This window comes from Streptomyces sp. NPDC002787 (assembly GCF_053592095.1).
Window position 1 is genome coordinate 1 of sequence record NZ_JBSFVC010000071.1, and the last position, 18050, is coordinate 18050.

At 69.6% G+C, this 18050-nt stretch carries 18 protein-coding genes and 1 pseudogene; 10 read left to right on the forward strand and 9 right to left on the reverse strand.

The features are described from left to right. Positions 1 to 366: 366 nt before the first annotated feature. From ACWD26_RS43460 to ACWD26_RS43490, 7 genes are all read left to right on the forward strand, one after another. Entirely contained in the window at positions 367 to 1473 is a 1107-nt protein-coding gene (locus tag ACWD26_RS43460; protein ID WP_451279209.1) for an ABC transporter substrate-binding protein, read from the forward strand. Continuing rightward, complete coding sequence (locus tag ACWD26_RS43465; protein WP_451279211.1) at positions 1466 to 2602, forward strand: ABC transporter ATP-binding protein; 1137 nt, start codon at positions 1466 to 1468, stop codon at positions 2600 to 2602. Before ACWD26_RS43460 ends, ACWD26_RS43465 begins: the two co-directional genes overlap by 8 nt. A 3-nt stretch (positions 2603 to 2605) precedes the next feature. Further along, the gene (locus ACWD26_RS43470; protein WP_451279213.1) at positions 2606 to 3499 is read left to right on the forward strand and encodes an ABC transporter permease; all 894 of its coding nucleotides are present in this window, start codon (positions 2606 to 2608) and stop codon (positions 3497 to 3499) included. Next, positions 3496 to 4362, forward strand: a complete 867-nt coding sequence (locus tag ACWD26_RS43475; RefSeq protein WP_451279215.1) for an ABC transporter permease — start codon at positions 3496 to 3498, stop codon at positions 4360 to 4362. The genes ACWD26_RS43470 and ACWD26_RS43475 overlap by 4 nt, the downstream gene beginning before the upstream one ends. Continuing rightward, complete coding sequence (locus ACWD26_RS43480) at positions 4359 to 4544, forward strand: hypothetical protein (protein WP_451279217.1); 186 nt, start codon at positions 4359 to 4361, stop codon at positions 4542 to 4544. Before ACWD26_RS43475 ends, ACWD26_RS43480 begins: the two co-directional genes overlap by 4 nt. Positions 4545 to 4709: 165 nt before the next feature. Beyond that, entirely contained in the window at positions 4710 to 5990 is a 1281-nt protein-coding gene (locus tag ACWD26_RS43485; protein ID WP_451279219.1) for an NAD(P)/FAD-dependent oxidoreductase, read from the forward strand. A 226-nt stretch (positions 5991 to 6216) separates the two neighbouring features. Then, a complete protein-coding gene (locus ACWD26_RS43490; RefSeq protein WP_451279221.1) occupies positions 6217 to 6570 on the forward strand; it encodes a cupin domain-containing protein in 354 nt (117 codons plus the stop codon). A 655-nt stretch (positions 6571 to 7225) separates the two neighbouring features. Here ACWD26_RS43490 and ACWD26_RS43495 read toward each other — a convergent pair. From ACWD26_RS43495 to ACWD26_RS43535, 9 genes are all read right to left on the reverse strand, one after another. Then, entirely contained in the window at positions 7226 to 8692 is a 1467-nt protein-coding gene (locus ACWD26_RS43495; protein ID WP_451279223.1) for an IS1380 family transposase, read from the reverse strand. A gap of 214 nt (positions 8693 to 8906) precedes the next feature. Next, complete coding sequence (locus tag ACWD26_RS43500) at positions 8907 to 10337, reverse strand: aldehyde dehydrogenase family protein (RefSeq protein WP_451279225.1); 1431 nt, start codon at positions 10335 to 10337, stop codon at positions 8907 to 8909. Next, positions 10330 to 10542, reverse strand: coding sequence for a hypothetical protein (locus ACWD26_RS43505; RefSeq protein WP_451279226.1), 213 nt, complete (start codon positions 10540 to 10542; stop codon positions 10330 to 10332). Before ACWD26_RS43505 ends, ACWD26_RS43500 begins: the two co-directional genes overlap by 8 nt. After that, on the reverse strand, positions 10539 to 11357 hold the full coding sequence (gene otnI / locus ACWD26_RS43510; protein WP_451279228.1) for a 2-oxo-tetronate isomerase: 819 nt from the start codon (positions 11355 to 11357) through the stop codon (positions 10539 to 10541). Before otnI ends, ACWD26_RS43505 begins: the two co-directional genes overlap by 4 nt. 47 nt (positions 11358 to 11404) lie before the next feature. Further along, a complete protein-coding gene (locus tag ACWD26_RS43515; RefSeq protein ID WP_451279230.1) occupies positions 11405 to 12154 on the reverse strand; it encodes an aspartate/glutamate racemase family protein in 750 nt (249 codons plus the stop codon). A gap of 159 nt (positions 12155 to 12313) precedes the next feature. Then, the gene (locus ACWD26_RS43520; protein ID WP_451279232.1) at positions 12314 to 13177 is read right to left on the reverse strand and encodes a class II fructose-bisphosphate aldolase; all 864 of its coding nucleotides are present in this window, start codon (positions 13175 to 13177) and stop codon (positions 12314 to 12316) included. Next, positions 13177 to 14625, reverse strand: coding sequence for a four-carbon acid sugar kinase family protein (locus ACWD26_RS43525; RefSeq protein WP_451279234.1), 1449 nt, complete (start codon positions 14623 to 14625; stop codon positions 13177 to 13179). The genes ACWD26_RS43520 and ACWD26_RS43525 overlap by 1 nt, the downstream gene beginning before the upstream one ends. Before the next feature lie 49 nt (positions 14626 to 14674). Then, positions 14675 to 16087 carry an aspartate ammonia-lyase gene (gene aspA, locus ACWD26_RS43530; protein ID WP_451279236.1) on the reverse strand — a complete coding sequence of 471 codons (1413 nt, stop codon included), beginning with the start codon at positions 16085 to 16087 and terminating at the stop codon, positions 14675 to 14677. Between the two features lie 151 nt (positions 16088 to 16238). Continuing rightward, positions 16239 to 16409, reverse strand: coding sequence for a hypothetical protein (locus ACWD26_RS43535; RefSeq protein ID WP_451279238.1), 171 nt, complete (start codon positions 16407 to 16409; stop codon positions 16239 to 16241). A gap of 95 nt (positions 16410 to 16504) precedes the next feature. Between ACWD26_RS43535 and ACWD26_RS43540 the strand changes: the two genes are divergently transcribed. The 3 genes and pseudogenes from ACWD26_RS43540 to ACWD26_RS43550 all read left to right on the forward strand — a co-directional run. Then, positions 16505 to 16633, forward strand: a complete 129-nt coding sequence (locus tag ACWD26_RS43540) for a hypothetical protein (RefSeq protein WP_451279240.1) — start codon at positions 16505 to 16507, stop codon at positions 16631 to 16633. Between the two features lie 73 nt (positions 16634 to 16706). Next, positions 16707 to 16862: pseudogene (locus tag ACWD26_RS43545) on the forward strand (tartrate dehydrogenase); the annotation flags it as partial. A gap of 537 nt (positions 16863 to 17399) precedes the next feature. Continuing rightward, positions 17400 to 18050, forward strand: a 651-nt coding sequence (locus ACWD26_RS43550) for a phosphotransferase (RefSeq protein ID WP_451279242.1), incomplete at its 3' end; no start/stop codon positions are given.

Consider the following 18050-nt stretch of genomic DNA (forward strand, 5'->3'; position numbering starts at 1 on the left):
CGCCACCTTTACGACCCCCCTTCCATTGCCGGCGACCCCCCCTACTACGGCCCTGTCCGGGTTCGTGGTCCCGGCCACCCGCCCAACCATACACCCGGCCGACAGCGGGGAGCACACGGTCCCCGCTGTCGGCCGGCGGGCGGATCGCCTACGGCATGCACGGCATCACCGTCCCCGACGCGGAACTGGCCCCCCTGGCCCTCCCTCCCGTGGGACCCCGCCACGGCCACGCGCCCAACCTCCGGCCCCACAGGCCAGGGCGTCGATTCCGACGAGGCGGATCACCTCCAGCCCCAGCTTCAGCTGCCGCTTTCCACGTCCCCAGCCGCTCCCCTTCTCGCGGCCGGCACCACCAGGAGGCACACGATGAAAGACACCCGAATAGACCGCAGACTGTTCCTGAGAGGAATAGGCGGGGTCACGGCGGGTGCAGCCGCCGCGACCGCCCTCAGCGCCTGCGGTACCGGCACCAGCCGGTCCGCCACGGGCGGCGGCAAGGGCGGCGGCAAGACGGTGGTCGTCCGCGACAGCGGCGGTTCCTACGGCGCGGCCCTGCAGAAGGCGATCTACACGCCGTTCACGCAGGAGACCGGCATCAGCGTCAAGGTGCTCAACCTGGACAACGCCCCGCTGCTGGCCCAGATCAAGCAGGGCCGCCCGCAGTGCGACCTCATCAACGACGCGATGGTGTCACACACCAAGTACGCCAAGCAGGACGCGCTGGAGGCGCTGGACCTCGACCGGCTCAAGAGCGTCAAGAGCGCGAAGATCCCCCAGGCGCAGGTCACCGACCATGCCATCGGCCACAGCTTCTACGGCCAGTGCATCGCCTACCGCACGGACGCCTTCGGCGGCAAGAAGCCCGAGTCGTGGGCGGACTTCTTCGACGCCAAGGCGTTCCAGGGCGGCCGTGCGATGTGCAGCCCGGACGGTGACCTGCCCGAGCTGGAGTTCGCGCTGCTGGCCGACGGCGTCCCGATGGACAAGCTGTACCCGCTGGATGTGGACCGCGCCTTCAAGGTGCTGACCCGCCTGCGGCCCGACATCAAGAAGTTCTGGGACAGCGGCCCGCTGCCCGGCGTGCTGCTCAGCCGCCAAGAGGTGACGATGTCCACCGTCTGGGACGGCCGGATCGCCGACCTGCAGAAGCAGGGCGTCCCGGTGGAGCGTCAGCTCAACGGCATCCGCCGCCAGTTCTCGGGCTACGCCATCGCCAAGGGCGCGGCCCACGTGGACAACGCCTACAAGCTGATGGACTTCGCCTTGCGTGCGGAGAGCCAGGCCGCGCTGGCGAAGGCCTTCCCCTCGAACCCGTCGTCCCCGGTGGCCTACGCCAAGCTCACCGAGGACGAGCGCAACGCACTCGCCGGTGCGCCCAAGTACTACGACAAGGGCTTCGACGCGGATGTCGACTGGTGGCTGAAGAACGAAGCGGCCGTCACCAAGAGCTGGCTGGAGTGGGCTCGTGGCTGATTTCGGTGTTGCCACACCGTCGGTGAAGGTGGCCGGCGCCAAGCCGGCCACCGCCACCGGCAAGGCGCTGTCGGTAGTGGCCCTGCGCAAAACCTACGGCGATGTCGTGGCCGTGGACGAGGCGTCGATGGAGATCGCGGCGGGTGAGTTCGTCACCTTCCTCGGCTCCTCGGGGTCGGGCAAGACCACCACCCTGATGATGATCGCCGGGTTCTGCGAGCCGGACTCCGGCACCATCACCGTCGGCGGCCGGGACGTGACGCGGCTGGCGCCGCAGAAGCGCAACCTCGGCTTCGTCTTCCAGCAGTACCTGCTCTTCCCGCACATGACGGTGCAGGAGAACGTCGCCTTCCCGCTCACGCTGCGCGGGGTGGGCAAGGACGAGATCCGCCGCCGGGTGGGGGAGACGCTGGAGATCGCGGGCCTGTCCCGGTTCGCCGGGCGTAAGCCGCGTGAGCTGTCCGGCGGTCAGCAGCAGCGTGTCGCGTTGTGCCGGGCGCTGGTCTACCGCCCGCCGGTCATCCTCATGGACGAACCGCTCGGCGCGCTGGACAAGAAGCTGCGTGACCAGCTCCAGGTGGAGATCAAGTCCATCCAGCAGGAACTCGGCCTGACCGTCATCTATGTGACGCACGATCAGGAAGAAGCGCTGGTCATGTCGGACCGCATCGCGGTCATGCGCAACGGCCTGATCGAGCAGTTCGACACCCCCCGCGAGCTGTTCGAGCGGCCCAAGACCCCCTTCGTCGCGGACTTCCTCGGCGCGGCCAACTTCCTGCCCGGCCGGGTGGACAAGCACGACGGCGAGCACACCCTGGTCCGCCTCGATGGCAGTGGCGGTCTGTTGAAGGCCCGCCGCCACCAGCTGGCCCCCGGCACCTCTGTCAAGGTCGCGGTGCAGCCGGGCCGGCTGCGTGCCTGCGCCACCGATGACGGGTTCTGTACCGGCACGGTCGAGACCGCCACCTACGTCGGCACCCTGGTCCGCGCCGGCGTCCGGGTCGACGGCAAGGAGGCGCCGCTGCTGCGCCTGGAGGTCCCGGCCGGCCGCGGCCCCGTCGCCGGTGAGCGGGTCGGGATCACCGCCGACCCCGACGATGTCAACCTTTTCGCCGAACAGGACGGGTGAGCCATGGCAGCCACCCTCACCGCGGGGGCTCCCGCCCGTCCGCGCAAGCTCCTGGCCTCGCGCAAGACCCGCGTCGGGATCCTCTACGCCCTGCCGGTCGTCGTCTACCTGCTGGTGCTGTTCGTCTACCCGATCTTCAGCACCCTGCTGCTGAGCCTGCAGGACGCCCACGGCGCCTTCACGCTGCACTGGTACGCCGACGCCCTGACGGGTGTCAACCTCTCCGTCCTGATCACCACCTTGCGGATCTCCGCCGAGACGGCCGTGCTCAGCCTGGTCTTCGGGTTCCTCCTGGCCAACGCGATCACTCGGCTGAAGCCCATCCTGGCGGGCCTTGCCATGCTGGTCGTGGTCGTACCGCACTTCATCAGTGCTCTGGTGCGTACCTACGGCTGGATCATCATGCTCGGCGACAAGGGCCTGGTGAACGAGACCCTCACCGCCCTGTCGATACCGGGCGCGCCGTTGCAGCTGCTCTACAACGAGCTGGGTGTGGTCATCGGTACCACCTCGATGATGCTGCCGTACACGGTGCTGCTGCTGTACGGCGTGATGCGCGGGGTGGACCGCCGCCTGCTCGCCGCGGCGGCCAGCATGGGCGCGGGCCGGGTGACGATCTTCAGCCGGGTCTACCTGCCCCTGGTCGCTCCCGGGCTGGCCAGTGCCGGACTGCTCAGCTTCATCCTCTCGCTGGGCTACTACATCACCCCGGCCCTGATGGGCGGACCCAACCAGACGATGATCGCCACCCTCATCAACCAGCAGGTCACCAAGGAGAACCAGTGGAACGGAGCCGCCGCGCAAGGCGTCATCCTGCTGCTGCTCACCTTCGCCGGACTGCTGATGGTCAAGGCCGTCAGTTCCCTGGGCGCCCGTAAGAAGAGGAGCGCGTCATGATGGAACTGCGCAGCAGCCTCGCCGGGCGCATCGCCCTGACCGCCATATCCACCGTGATCCTGCTGTTCCTGGCGCTGCCGATCGTGGTCATCCTCGTCACCTCCTTCAGCAACAACGCCGTCGCGGCCTTCCCGCCGGAGGCGTGGACGCTGAACTGGTACAAGGCACTGTTCGCCGACGGCAGCAAATGGCCAGCCGCGCTCTCCCTGAGCGCCCTGGTCGCCGCCCTGAGCACCGTGTTCTCCCTGGTCATCGCTGTCACCGCGGCGACCGCGCTGACCCGCAGTGAACTGCCGCTGCGCTCGGCGGTCTTCGCCCTGGTCCTCGGGCCGCTGGTCATCCCGCAGATCGTCACCGCGCTTGGCCTGTTCCTGTTCTTCGAGCCGGCCGCGATGCTGGGCAGCCCGATCGCCATCGCCCTCGGACACACCGTGCTCGCCTCGCCCATCGCGGTCCTCATCCTGATCGCGACCCTGCGCGGGATCGACGAACGCCTCGAGGACGCCGCCGCCAGCATGGGCGCCAGCCGGCTGACCATCGCCCGGCGCATCACCTTCCCCCTCGCCGCGCCCGGCATGATCGCAGCGGCGATCTTCTCCTTCATCACCAGCTTCGACGAGTTCTACATCTCCCAGTTCCTCTCCTCCGTCGACACCGTCACCCTGCCGGTGCAGGTCTACAACTCCCTCACCTTCGAGATCGACCCCAGCGTCACCGCGGTCAGCGCACTGCTCACCGCCTTCGCCATCCTCGCCCTGGGCCTGGTCGCCCTGGTCCGCTGGATCGGCTCCGGAAAGCAGGGCTCCCTGCTCTCGGTGGAGAACACGGCAGGCGTCGCCAACCCCGCAGGCGAGACGGTATGACCACCGCCGCCATCGCTCAGCGGCACCTGCTGCACATGACCGCCAACGGCTCGCTCGGCCCGGAAGGCGAGGACCTCCTCGTCGTCCGGCGGGGGAGGGTCCCCACGCCGACGACGCCGACGGCAGGCGCTACATCGACGGCCTGTGGGGGCCGGCCCGCGTCGGCCTGGTCGTCGACCTGATGTCGCGCCGACCGCGGGCGAGACCTGCCCCCTCGCCCGCGTCTGCAACCGCTTTGTGCCGCTGATCGGATCCAGCCCTCGCTGATCAGCGACCGCAGCCCCGTAGGCCGCGCTCCTGGTGGTGCCCGGCCGCGCCCCTTCGAAACTTCCCGCTAAGGACCCGACATGAAGACAATTCCCTACTGGATAGAAACCGCAGGGGCGTTTCCCGACCGGTCCGGCAAGCCGCTGACCGAGGACACGGACCTCGTGGTCGTCGGCGCCGGCCTGACGGGTCTGTCCACCGCCCTGCACTCCGCCCGCAAGGGCGCCCGTGTCACCCTCGTCGAGAAGGGCCAGATCGGCTCCGGTGCCTCCGCCCGCAACGGCGGCATGGCCAACCTGGGCTTCACCATCGGCATACGCCAGGCCATCCGCCGGTACGGACCCGAACGGGCCCGCGAGATCTACAACTCCTACGGCGAGGCCGTGGACACCGTCGAGCGGCTCGTGAACAAGGAGTCCATCGACTGCCAGTTCCGCCGTGTCGGACGCCTGGCCCTCGCATCCCGCCCCTCGCACTTCGAGAACCAGAAGGCCAAGCAGCGCGCCCTGTCCAAGTACTTCGGACACGAGACGACTCTGATCGGCAAGTCCGAGCTGCGTTCCGAGATCGGCTCCGACGCCTACCACGGCGGACTGCTCGACCCGTTCAGCGCCGCCCTGCACGTCGGCCGCTTCGTGCGCGGTATGGCCGAGGCGTGCGAGCGCACCGGTGTCGAGATCCACGAGCGCAACGCGGCCATCGGCGTGCGGCGCACCGCCACCGGCCGGTACGAGGTGCAGACCGAGCGTGGTGTCATCCGTGCCGGGCAGGTCATGATGGCCACCGACGCCTACACCGACAAGAACTTCCCCTGGCTGCGCCGCCAGCAGGTCTGCGTGGGCAGCTTCATCATCGTCACCGAGCCGCTCGGCGAGGAGCTCGCCCGGGACATCATCCCCAAGGCCCGCCTCCTCGTCGACTCCAACAAGGTCTGCCACTACTTCCGGCTCACCCCGGACAACCGGCTGCTGTTCGGCGGCCGCGCCCGCTTCGCACCGTCCGACCCCACCTCGGACAAGAAGAGCGGACAGGTCCTGTTCCGTGATATGTGCGCGACCTTCCCCCAGCTCTCCCGCACCAAGATCGAATACCTGTGGGGCGGCTCCGTCGGCTTCGCCATGGACCGCATCGTGCACGCCGGTCAGACCGATGACGGCGTCTACTACTCGATGGGCTACTCCGGCCACGGCGTGCAGATGGCCACCCACATGGGGCAGGTCATGGCCGAGGTGATGGACGGCCACCCCGAGGTCAGCCCCGTCCGCGACATCGCCCCGCCCCGTATCCCCCTCTACAACGGCACTGCCTGGTTCCTGCCCTTCGCGGGCGCCTACTACAAGACGCTGGACCGCATCCGCTGACCGGTCGACAGCCGGCCTGGGCAGCACCGGAAGCCAAGAGGGCGCTCATGAGAAGGGCCTGTTGCCCGCCGAGAGACTCACCGACCTACTGCGCGCCGTGACCGTGGAGCGCAGCCGTCAGGCCCTGGTCCCAGATGCACGATGAGCCTGGTCGAACCCGACCCGGTGACACCTGGTATGTCCGCTCTCGATTCACATCGATCCCGAAACCAACAGAGGAAAGAGCATGTCGCTCCTGAAGACCATCGACACCAACCCCTCCTTCGCTCCCAGCGAGTCCGGCCCGCTGCCGGAACGCCTGATCTCCGGCGACCCGACTTACAAGACCTGGGCCCAGGACGCCGCCCGTGACGGAACGATCAACACGGGTGTCTGGGAAGCCACGCCCGGCGAAACGCGCTCGATCAAGGGCGAGACCTTCGAGTTCTGCCACATCCTTTCCGGCGTCATCGAACTCACGCCGGAAGGCGGCGAGCCGGTGATCTACAAGGCAGGCGACAGTTTTGTCATGAAGCCGGGCTACGTCGGTGTCTGGAAGACCATCGAAACCGTGCGCAAGATCTACCTGACCGTGTCGTAACGCTGATCCCGTAGGGCACGATCGGCGTCGGGACCTCTCGCGAGGGCAACCTGCCCAGTAGACACATGCCCTCGATGCTCCGAGGACCGTCCTGTGGCAGAAATGCGGCTCAGCGACGGGGTATGCGGCGATGGGACCGTCCGCTGCCGCCCGGTCCCATCCGTGCTGCTCGACGTCGCCGCGTGGAAAGCAGACGGGCGCACGGAGGGTCCAGATCGAAGAGGCCATCCGTGCGCCCGCGGCCCGCAGGCGGTGGGTGGCGAAGCGCACCGCCAGTTCTCCAGCGCCTCGCGCAGACGGCAGCGGAACGTGGCGGCCGGCCCGGCTCGACGGCATGGTCCGGCCGAGCCTGCGAAGCACTGTAAGCGCAACGGTGCGCACCGCAAGCAGAAGGCCACCGGCAGCTTCAATCCTGGTGATCTCATTGCACGGAATCGATCTGCGACTGACAAGCGTGGAGAACTGCATCCGATCAGGTGCGAGAAGCGTTCGGCTGTATCCGCGGTTGACCATAGAGAAGAGCGAAGCCAGCCAAAGAACACAGACCACGCCGGCCCACCACCAGCGGCCCGTCGGGTCTGCCGCCTCCGCCAGCCACGTCGCCACTGCCATGCACGCGAACAGCAGCGTCAAGACCCCGATCCCATCCCCAGTTCTACGCCGGGCAGCAACGTCGAGACCGATCCATATCAACCGGCACGCGCTGACCTTGGCCGTCCCGTAATGCTGCGATGGCGTCGGGTTCCACGGGCCCGAGGTGGTGCTGTGCGCTCCTCTCTGGTGTCGTTCTACGGGCGCGGGCGGTGAGGTGGGCGGGCAGGTGGTACAGCTTCATGCGGATCGTTTGCGGCTCGGCGGCGACGAGTTCGGGCTCGTCGTGCAGGAGAAGGAGCCGGGTGCAGGCGTCGAGGTCGGCGGCGATCGTGGCGGCCAGCAACCAGGCGGCCAGGACTTCGAGGGCAGCAGCCCGAGGCTGACCCGTTTTATCGCTTTCCCGCAGTCCTCGATCTCGGCGTGACCACGGTAGAGGGCGTGCACGAACCACACCTGCCTGGAGCCGGGAACTCCGGAAAGCCCGTGGTGAGCGGGGACGTTCGTGGGCGAGGATCTGATAGTGCCAGCCGGTGTGTTTCTCGAAGGCGGTCAACTTCATCGCATCCCGCCGCGAGGGCTTGAGCCAGCGCACGATCAGCCGCAACCCGGTCGGCCAGCCGGTCAGGTCGCGCAGGCAGGTCAACTCGGCGACTTGGTAGGAAACCATGTCGCCGTCGGGTCCCTTGGTCTCGTGGACCTTGCCGTCCTGCCGCAGCGCGGCCGTCCACACCTTCTCCGGCAGCAACGCGATGGCCTGCTCGTCCGTGGCGTTGACGGCCCAGCCGGTCACCCAGCGCACCCGGCGCCGGCTCGGGGACAGCTGTTGGAGATGATCGAGCAGGGCGTGGCTGAAGGCTGCGCCGTCGATCCGTACCAGCAGCTTCGACCACAGCGGCAGCGGGAGCTGCCGAAACTGCGAGGCCAGGACCGTCTTGTGGTCGGTAACGTCATTGGGCGGGGCGGGGCGGGGCGGGGCGGTGCCGGGCCGCAGCAGCATGGCGACGCACTCACGGGTGTTGGCCACCCACGCACCCAGCGGAATGTGACTGAACTCCCCTTGAAGGTGCCCGCCGGCGCCTTTCCTTGCGGCTGGTGCAGGTGACGATGGTCGCGTCCAGGTCGAGGACGTACCAGTTGGCCAGCTCGCGGCCGCACACCGAGATGCAGGGCCGCCGGGCCGCAGGGCGAGCAGCGTCCACACCACGCGGCGTATCGCGGCGCGGGCGCGCTCGATCCGGGCAGTGCTGTCCGAGACCGGTCGGCCGAACACCGCCCGCCAGTGGTACTGGAGTTGCTCGGCCTCCAAGACGTTCGTCGCACCGAGCACGATTGCGCAGGCCAGCCGAACCAGCGCCGTGCCCGGTCCCGCCGGTCCGGCCCGGTGCTCCTCGGCAACGCCGCGTTCAGCGCAGTGGCCAGGCCCGACGCGGGTGGCAACCTTCCGCAGCAGCACCACGCCCGCGTGGCCGATCAGGTTCTTGCCGTCGGCCCGCAGGGCAAGCCGATGATCCCAGCCGGTACTCCTCACCCGTTGGGTGCCTCTTCCCTCGCGGTCTTCTTGATCTAGACAGTCCAGATCATCGCAGGTGGGAGGCACCCTTCTGCTGTCAGGGGGGCAGGCGATCGTTCAGCTGGCTTCATGAGGCTGGTGCTACAGACAGTCAGGCGCGCCCCATCCATCGATCTGACAATCCCTCCGGTCGCGCCGCTGCCCAGGCAGTCGCGCTCGGCGCGGAAGGCGGTCAGTGCACCACGTCGGTGATGTGGTTGATGCAGACGACCTTGGGCTGGGTCATGTCCTCGAAGGCGAAGCGCACGCCTTCGCGGCCCATGCTGCCGTACTTGAATCCGCCGAACGGCATGGCGTCGAAGCGGTAGTCGGACGAGTCGTTGATCATGACTCCGCCGGCTTCCAGCTGCCGGGCCGCGCTCAGGGCGCGGTCCAGGCGCGAGGTGAAGATGCCCGCGTGGAGGCTGTAGTCGATGGCGTTGGCCTGCTCGATGGCGTCCTCGAAGGACGTGAACGGCTGCAGCACGACGACCGGGGCGAACACCTCCTCCTGCCAGATCGAGCAGGTCGCCGGGACGCCTTCCAGGACGGCCGGCGTGTACAGGGCGCCGTCGACGTCGTTGCCGCACAGCAGCACCGCGCCTTCGGCCACCGCCGTGTCGACCTTGGCCCGGGTGGCGGCCGCGGCCTGCTGGGTGATCATGGGGCCGACGTCGGTGGTGTCGTCGAGGGGGTCGCCGACGCGCAGCAGCTCGGTGCGGGCGACGAAGGCGTCACGGAAGCGCTCGTAGACGTCCTGGGCGATCAGGATCCGCTGGGTGCCGATGCAGTTCTGACCCGCGGCCCAGAACGCGCCGGAGACACACGAGGCCACGGCCTCCTCCAGGTCGGCGTCGTCCATGACGATGACCGGGGCGTTGCCGCCCAGGTCCATGGCAAGCTTCTTCAGGCCGGCGGTGCGGGAGATGGCCTCGCCGGTGGCGAATCCGCCGGTGAAGGACACCATCCGCACGTCGGGGGCGGCGACGATCGCGGCGGCGATGCCAGCGTCGCCGTTGACGACGGTGACGATCTCCTCGGGCAGGCCGGCCTCGATGAGGGTGTCGACCAGGCGCAGCGCGGACAGCGGGGTCAGGGCGGAGGGTTTGAGGATGACCGCGTTGCCGCCGGCGATGGCCGGGCCGAGTTTGTGGGCGACCAGGTTGAGGGGGTCGTTGAACGGGGTGATGGCGGCGATGATGCCCAGCGGTTCCCGGGTGAACCAGCCCTGCCGTTTCTCCGAGCCCTCGTGGGAGTCGAAGGGGATGACCTCACCGGCGTTGCGCCGTGCCTCGGCCGCGGACAGGGACAGGGTGTTGACCGCGCGGGCCACTTCCTTGCGGGCCTGGGTGATGGTCTTGCCGGCCTCGCTGACGATCAGCTGGGCGAAGGACTCGGTGCGCCGCTCGATCAGGTGGGCGGCGCGTTCCAGGACGGCGGCCCGGGAGGCGCGGGACAGCGCGGCGGCGGTGCGGCGCCCGCGTCTGGCCTGCTGCAGGATGCCGCCGACGGCGCCCGCGTCGACGGTGGGCACCGACGCGATGACCTCGCCGGTATAGGGGTTGTGCACGGGCGCCGTGTCGGCGCCCAATGTGATGCCGGGGGGTACGACGGTGTCAGACACGGTGAGTCTCCTGGAGAACGGGGCGCGTGGGCGCGGCGTAGTCGTCCGCGTGGCGCTGGTGGATGGCGATGACGTCCGACAGCAGGGCGCAGGCGGTCTCGACGGCCTCATGGGCGCCGGCCCGGGCGGCCGGGTCGGCGGTGAGGAGTTGTGTGATGGAGTTTGGCCAAGTTGACCAGGTCGGGGTCGAGGCCGTACCGCTCATCCTCGTGCGCTTTCTGCTCGGTGGCTGCGGTAGTCGTCGAGCCAGCCAAGACCTTCGCTCGTGCCGGCGCGGGGGCGGTACTCGCAGCCGGCCCACCCGTCGAAGCCCAGCTCGTCGATCACGTCGAGCAGGTGGTGGAGGTTGAACTCACCCTGGTCGGGTTCACCCCGGTCGGGCACGCCCGCTATCTGCAGATGACCGACCCGGCCGGTCGGCAGGTCGCGGCGCAGTGTCGTGGTGAGGTCGCCCTCGACGATCTGGCAGTGGTAAAGGTCGAGCTGCACCTTGAGATGGGAGGCTCCCACCTCCTGCACCACCGCGTGGGCCTCGGCCTGGGTGCTCAGGAAGTACCCGGGCATGTCGCGGCCGTTGATCGGCTCGATCAGGATGTCGACACCCGCCGCGGCGGCCCGTTCCGCGGCCCACGCCAGGTTGGTCAGGTAGGTGTCGCGGTGCTTGGCCCGCTCGGCCGGTGTCGCGTCCGGTCGGACCAGCCCGGCCATCAGGTGCACCCGAGGGCAGCCCAGCACCCCCGCGTACTCCAGCGCCCGGTCCACCCCGGAACGCACCTCCGCCTCACGTCCGGGCAGTGCCGCCATCCCGCGCTCCCCGGACTCCCACGCTCCTGCAGGTGCGTTGAAGAGCACCTGCACCAGGCCGTGGTCGTCGAGCCGGTGGCGCAGCTCGGCGGCGTCGTACGTATAGGGGAAGAGGTACTCGACCCCGTGGAAGCCATCAGCCGAGGCCGCGGCGAAGCGGTCGAGAAAATCGTGCTCGTTGTACATCATGGACAGGTTCGCTGCGAACCTCGGCATGCTGGCTCCTGTGTTCCGGCCGGGGACGGCTACGGTCAGTGGTTCGATCACCTTGCTCCGCAGCCTCCCTGCCATCCCGTGGTCTCAGAGGCCCTGTCCGTGGCATGGGCAGGTGCAGCCGTCTGCTCGTTCAGCACACGCACCGCGTTCTCCGCTCCGCTGCGCGGGCTGGAGAGCACGGGCTTGCCGACCGCTTCGGCGATCGCGGGAGCCAGCGGTGCCATGGATGCCTGCGCCAGCACGATCACGTCGACCTCCTTGGCCAGCGCCCGTGCTCCGTCCAGCACCATTGCGTCGTGGCGGTCGCGGTCACCGGACATCAGCACCGAGAAGGCACCCTCGCACAGCCGCTCCTGGACGGTGATGTCGCGACCGGCGGCCCGGGCCTTCTCCTCGACGAGGGCACGGGTCGGCGGCAGCGTCGTGGGGACCGTCGCCAGAACGCCGATGGCCTCGGCGGTCTCGACCGCTGACGCGGTCATCGCGTCGTCGATCTTGACGATCGGGACGGAGACCAGGCGTCGGGCCACGTCGATGGCCGGACCGACCGAGGAGCAGGCGGAGAAGATGACGTCGGCCCCCGCGGACTCCGCGGCCTGGGCCAGGTGCACCATGCGCTGCGTGCTGGCGGATGAGACCTCACCGTCGCGCACCACGGCTGCGAGCACATCGCTGTCGACGAAGTGCAGGACCCGGGCGTCCGGCGCGAGTTCCGCGAGGTATTCATTGATGACCGAATCGGGGTTGACGAACAGCAGGCTGGTGTGCAGGACGGCGATCGAGGCAGTGGTGGACATGCTGGCTCCAACAGGGTGAGGTACCGGCCCGCATGCGCGGGAGGGCACGAGAGCGCGGAACAGAGCGGTGCGAACCGCGCGCAGCGCGCACGGCCGGGGGCGTACGACGGTCTTGTGTCTGGCGGTGCGGTGCGGCCAGGGCAGCGGGGCTGAATCAGGTCACGCGTGCGTCCCCTCGGCGCGGGGGCTCAAGCGGCCGATGACCTCCAGGGCGGCGTCCCGGACCGCGTCGCGGCCCGCCGCCCACAGGGAGACGACGTCGGAGCCGGGCAACGCGGACGGGAGGGCCACGCGGACGGCCTCCAGATAGGCGCGGCGCAGTTCGGCGTTGACATTGACCTTGGCGACGCCTCGGGCGAGGGCGCCGTGCAGTTCCCCGACGGGCAGACCGCTGGCGCCGTGCAGGACGAGCGGGACGGTCACGGCCTCGTGGATCGCGGCCAGCCGCTCCAGGTCCAGGCGGACCGGGTCCTTGGTGAAGCCGTGGACGTTGCCGACGGCGACGGCGAGTGCGTCCACGCCCGTCGCGGCCACGAATTCGGCCGCCTGCTGCGGATCGGTCATCGCCGCGGCCTGCGCGACGGCGTCGGTGGAGACGTCCTCGTCACCGGGGAGCGCACCGAGTTCGGCCTCCACCCAGGCACCGTGGTCGCGGGCCCGGCGGACCGCCTCCTTCGTCAGCGCGATGTTCTCGGCGAACGGCAGGTGCGAGCCGTCGACCATGACGGAGGTGTAGCCCGCCTCGAGGCAGGCGGTGATCTCGTCCAGGTCCCGGCTGTGGTCGAGGTGCACACCGAGAGGGGCCGTGGAGCGCGCGGCGGCGTCCAGCGCCAGCAGCATCAGGGCCTCGCGGCCGGCGTGCTTGAAGGGACTGGAGCCCGCCTGGATGACCACCGGCCGTCCGGCGGCCTCGGCAGCGGCCGTGACGCCCTGGACCGTCTCCAGGTTGTAGGCGACGAACCCGGGCAGGGCGTGACCGGCGGCCGCGGCCTCCTTCAGGGCATCGGTTCCGTGCAGCAGCATCAGGCACTCCTGAGCAGGTCGAGGGCGTCAGCGAGGGCGTCGGCGCCCCCGACGTTCCCGGCGAAGACGATGTAGGGGATGCCGGCGGCGGGACCGTCCGCGGGCTCCCAGAGCGAGACGATGCCCGACAGCAGCGTTCCCCGAGCCCAGGCACGGCGGATCTCAAGGCCGTGCGTGGCGGTGTCGCTGGAGGTGATACCGCCCTTGGCGACGACGAAAGCGGGCCGCCGAATGGCGTTGACCCGGCGCACGGTCTGAACGAGCGCGGCGGAGACCCGGCGGGAAATCGCCAGACTGTCGTCCGCGTCGGCACCCGTCACCAGCACGCGAGAGGTGCGGATCACCGCGTCGGCCGACTCCAGCGCGCCGGCGGCCGCGGCCGCGACCTCGGCGATGTGGGCGTCACGCCGCTCCTCGTCGAGCAGCAGGGCCACGTCCAGCTCGTACTCGGCGATCCCGCCTCGCTCCCGCAGCCGGTCCAACTGCCGTGTCGTCAGCGCGACATGGGACCCCACGACGATGAGACCGTGCGGCGCGTCGCCGCGCAGCGGGCGCAGTTCGGCCGGGGTGAGCGGTGCCCGTCCGGCCTGTCCGGCGCGGGCTCTGACGAAGGACGGTCCGACCCGGTACAGCAGCCGCGTGCCGTTGCCCTCCGCCTCCGCGAGGGCCAGAGCGAGCACCCGCAGGTCGTCGTCGCACACCGCGTCGACCACGGCCACCCGTCCGCCGCGCAGCGAGCACAGCAGCCGCGCCGTGTGCGCCGGGCCGCCGGCGCGCAGGTCGTCGAGGGTGATGCGCAGGACCTGGTCCGCGGGGATGCCTCCGCCCGTCTTTTCCTCGACCCACTCGGGCAGCGACGAGCTGCGGTAGCCGAAGGTGGCGTCACGGGCGAACTCGCTCATCCCGACCGGCAGCAGCCCGTCGGCCGTGCGCATCCAGTGGCCGGAGCCGACGGTCAGCCGGCCCGCCTCGATGTAGGCGGGGACCAGCACCACTCCGTCCGGAGCTTTGCCGTCCAGCTCGGTCAGCTCTTCGGCGAGGACGTCGGTTTCCAGCGGGAAGTGGCCGCGCAGCGTCGAGTCGCCACGGCTGGCCAGGACGTAACCGGTGCCCTCGGCCGCGGCGGCCGCGTGCAGGGCGCGGACCACCTCGCGGTTGCGCGCGGCGGCGTCCTCGGCAGGCAGGCTGCGGGTGTTGGTGAGGACGAAGAAGACGCCACTGGGCTGGCGCAGCGCCCAGCGCAGGTCCTCAACCGTCCAGGACGTCAGGACGGGCACGTCGGCGACCGTCTGGGTGCCGGTCGGATCGTCGTCGAGGACGACGAGACGGGGACCGCCGGATATCCGGGCGGCCACTTCCGCGGCGCTCACCTCTCGGACCGGGGGCAGCCCTTCGAGCACCGCTGCCTCGGGAACGGGCCGCGTCTGGGCATGCAGGGGTAGGGACATGGCGAATTCCAGCTCCATTACGGATAGTTGGGGGAGGGGGGAACGTCAGTCACACCAGGGCTTGACCGGGTCCCGCGACGGACTCGGGACGGAGCAGCTCCGCGAGGGTCCCGGCGGGCAGCAGGCCCTTGTCCAGGACGAGTTCGGCGACTCCGCGTCCGGTGGCGAGGGCCTCCGCGGCGATGCCGGTGGCCGCTTCGTAGCCGATGTACGGGTTGAGGGCGGTGACCAGGCCGATCGAGTTCTCCACCGCCGCCCGTAGCGCCTGGGTGTTGGCCGTGATCCCCGCGACGCACCGCTCGGCCAGGGTCAGGCACGCGCGCTGAAGGTGTGTGATGCTCTTTGAGAGGGAGTGCCAGATGATCGGTTCGAAGGCGTTGAGCTGGAGCTGTCCGGCCTCGGCGGCCATGGTGATGGTGACGTCGTTGCCGATCACTTCGAAGGCGACCTGGTTGACGACCTCCGGGATCACCGGGTTGACCTTGCCCGGCATGATCGACGAACCGGCCTGCACGGGCGGCAGGTTGATCTCCCCGAGCCCGGCGCGCGGCCCCGACGACAGCAGCCGCAGGTCGTTGCAGCTCTTGGAGAGCTTGACCGCGACCCGCTTGAGCACACCGGACATCTGCACGAACGCCCCGCAGTCCTGGGTGGCTTCCACCAGGTTGGCGGCGGTAACCAGCGGCAGTCCGGTGATGGCGGCGAGGTGGCGGCGGGCGGCCTCGGCGTAGCCGGCGGGGGCGTTGAGACCGGTGCCGATCGCGGTGGCCCCGAGGTTGATCTCGTGCATCAGCTCCACGGCCTCGGAGAGCCGGCTGCGGTCCTCCTCCAGCATGAGCGCGTAGGCCGAGAATTCCTGACCGAGCGTCATCGGGACCGCGTCCTGCAGCTGAGTGCGGCCCATCTTCAGCACGTCACGGAACTGAACCGCCTTGGCCGCGAAAGCGTCCTGTAGCACCGCCATCGCCTTCAGCAGCCCGCGCACCGCATACACTGTCGCGATCTTGACGGCGGTCGGATAGACGTCATTGGTGGACTGGCCGAGGTTGACGTCCTGGTTGGGGTGCAGGTGCTCGTACTGGCCCTTGGCATGCCCCAGCAGCTCCAGCGCCCGGTTCGCCACGACCTCGTTGGCGTTCATGTTGGTGGAGGTGCCGGCGCCGCCCTGGATGACGTCGACGACGAACTGGTCATGCAGCTTGCCCTCACGAATCTTACGGCACGCCTCCACGATGGCGGCCGCCTTCCTCGGCCCCAGCAGGCCGAGTTCCTCGTTCGCCAGGACGGCGGCCTCCTTCACGGCGGCCAGAGCGTCGATCAGATGCGGGCAGGAGGCCATCGGCGTGCCCGTGATGGCGAAGTTCTCCCTGGCGCGCAGGGTGTGGATGCCCCAGTACGCCTCGACGGGGACATCGCGATAACCGAGCAGGTCGTGCTCGCTGCGGTGCGCTACGGCGGTCATGGCAGGCCGGGCCTTCTCTCGGAGCGTGTCAGGGCGTGCGGGTGCGTGGGGTGCGGCAAGAGGGAGAGCGAGCACGACCCGTCAGGGCGGTGCGACTTGCCAGGACCACGCCGCGGAAAGTCTGGGCACTGTCACCGCCGTCGGTATCGGCTCAGAACGACTCGTCCTTCGCCCTGTCGCAGGCACCGCCGGACGGCAGGAACCAGGCGGTGGCGTCGTAGAAGGGGACGGGTGCCTTCGGCGATCGCCGGGCGGGCGGCAGGTAGCCGGCCCGGATGCCGTCACCGGGGGCGAGGGTGAGGCGGTGGTTCTGGTTCGTCATACGGCCGATTGCAGCAGTGGGCCGGGCAGCGCGTCCAAGACTCAATCCCGATGTGCTTTATAAGGCCGCCCTATAAGGCGGCTTTATCGCGGCTCGTGGGCGCCCGCGTCCTGGACATCGAGCCGGAGAACACCTTGGACATCGCCCTCGTCGCCAGCTGCGGCCTCCTCTCGCCCGCGGCCGCCGCGCTCGTCACGGCCGCGACCTCGGCCACCGACAGCTGATAGGCCCCGCTTATAAGGCAGATCCGCTTTGCGTCTTGGACGCCCCACGGACCACCCTGCTGCAATCGACGCCATGACGACGAACCACCGGATTGCCCTGATCCCGGGCGACGGCATCGGCGCCGAGGTACTGCCCCCGGCACAGCAGGTGCTCGATGTGCTCGGCCGCCGCCACGGCTTCAGCCTGTCCTACACGTCGTACGACTGGTCATGCGAGCGGACGAGGAGGCCGGTTCTCGCGCAGTCGGCGCGGGGTCAGGTCGACGACCAGGCCGACGCGGGCCGGCCCTCACAGGCCGTCGATGTAGCGCCTGCCGTCGGCGTCGTCGATGTGCGGGCTCTCCCCTCGCTGGACGACAGGTTCACCCGGCAGAGCGGGATCGAGATCACCCAGGACTCCCTCGAAGACTACGCCGAGCTCAAGGCGTGGGCCGAGGACCATGAGGACACCGCTGGACCCCGCCGAGGCGCTGCGCGGGGTGCTCGCCGCCAACGTCACCTGGGACGTCATGACCGCCGCCGCGTGCGCTGATGACCGGTCTCGATGAGCGCTCCGCCTTTGACGGACGGCCCACCTCGGACCTGATCGCCGACCAGGTGGGGGAGAGCGTGCTGGGCCCGAGCCCTGCGGCCGTCGGAGTGGGGGCATCGAGGGGAAGTACCAAGCGGGGGAGTGCGCCCCGGGGGCGGCGGGCAGGGCTGCCGCGGCTGACGCAGGCCCGCGGTGAGTGATGAGCGAGCTGACGACGAGAGAGAGAACGCACCGATGACCTCAGCGACCACCACCGGCCGGGACGGAACGACCACCCCCGGTCACGCCAGCCAACTGCCGGGCCCGCTCCTCGATCAGGTACTGCGGCAGTCCTTCGGACTCGAGGGATATGCCCAGCACCCACTGGGAGGGGAGGTCGACCAGAACGTCCGGATCACCGGCGCTGACGGCATGCGCTACTTCGTACGGGTCACCCGCGCGGAGCCGGACTCGGCCGACGTCCTCTGGCAGAACGCGCTCCTCCAGCACCTGGCCTCCACCGTGCCCGACCTTCCGGTGCCACGACTGGTCCCGACGCGCGAGGGGAAGTGCCTTGCCGGCGTCGTCCACGAGGGCCGAACGCACGTGGTCCGCGTGATGAGCTGGCTCGAGGGCCGGGTCCTGGCGGAACTCGACGACCACCCCGCGGCGCTGCTGCGTCAGCTGGGCAAAGCCGCTGGGCGGCTGAGCCTCGGACTCTCCAGCGTGGAGCCACCGGTGGGTTTGGAACCGCACGACTGGGACATGCGCCGGGCCGCTGAGATCGTCGAGGCGTCGCTGCACGCCGTAGAGGACGCGGACCGGCGGGAGTCGGTGCGCACGATCATGGGCTGGTACGACGATCTCCTGCCGGCATGGGACCGACTGCCGCGGAGCGTCGTACAC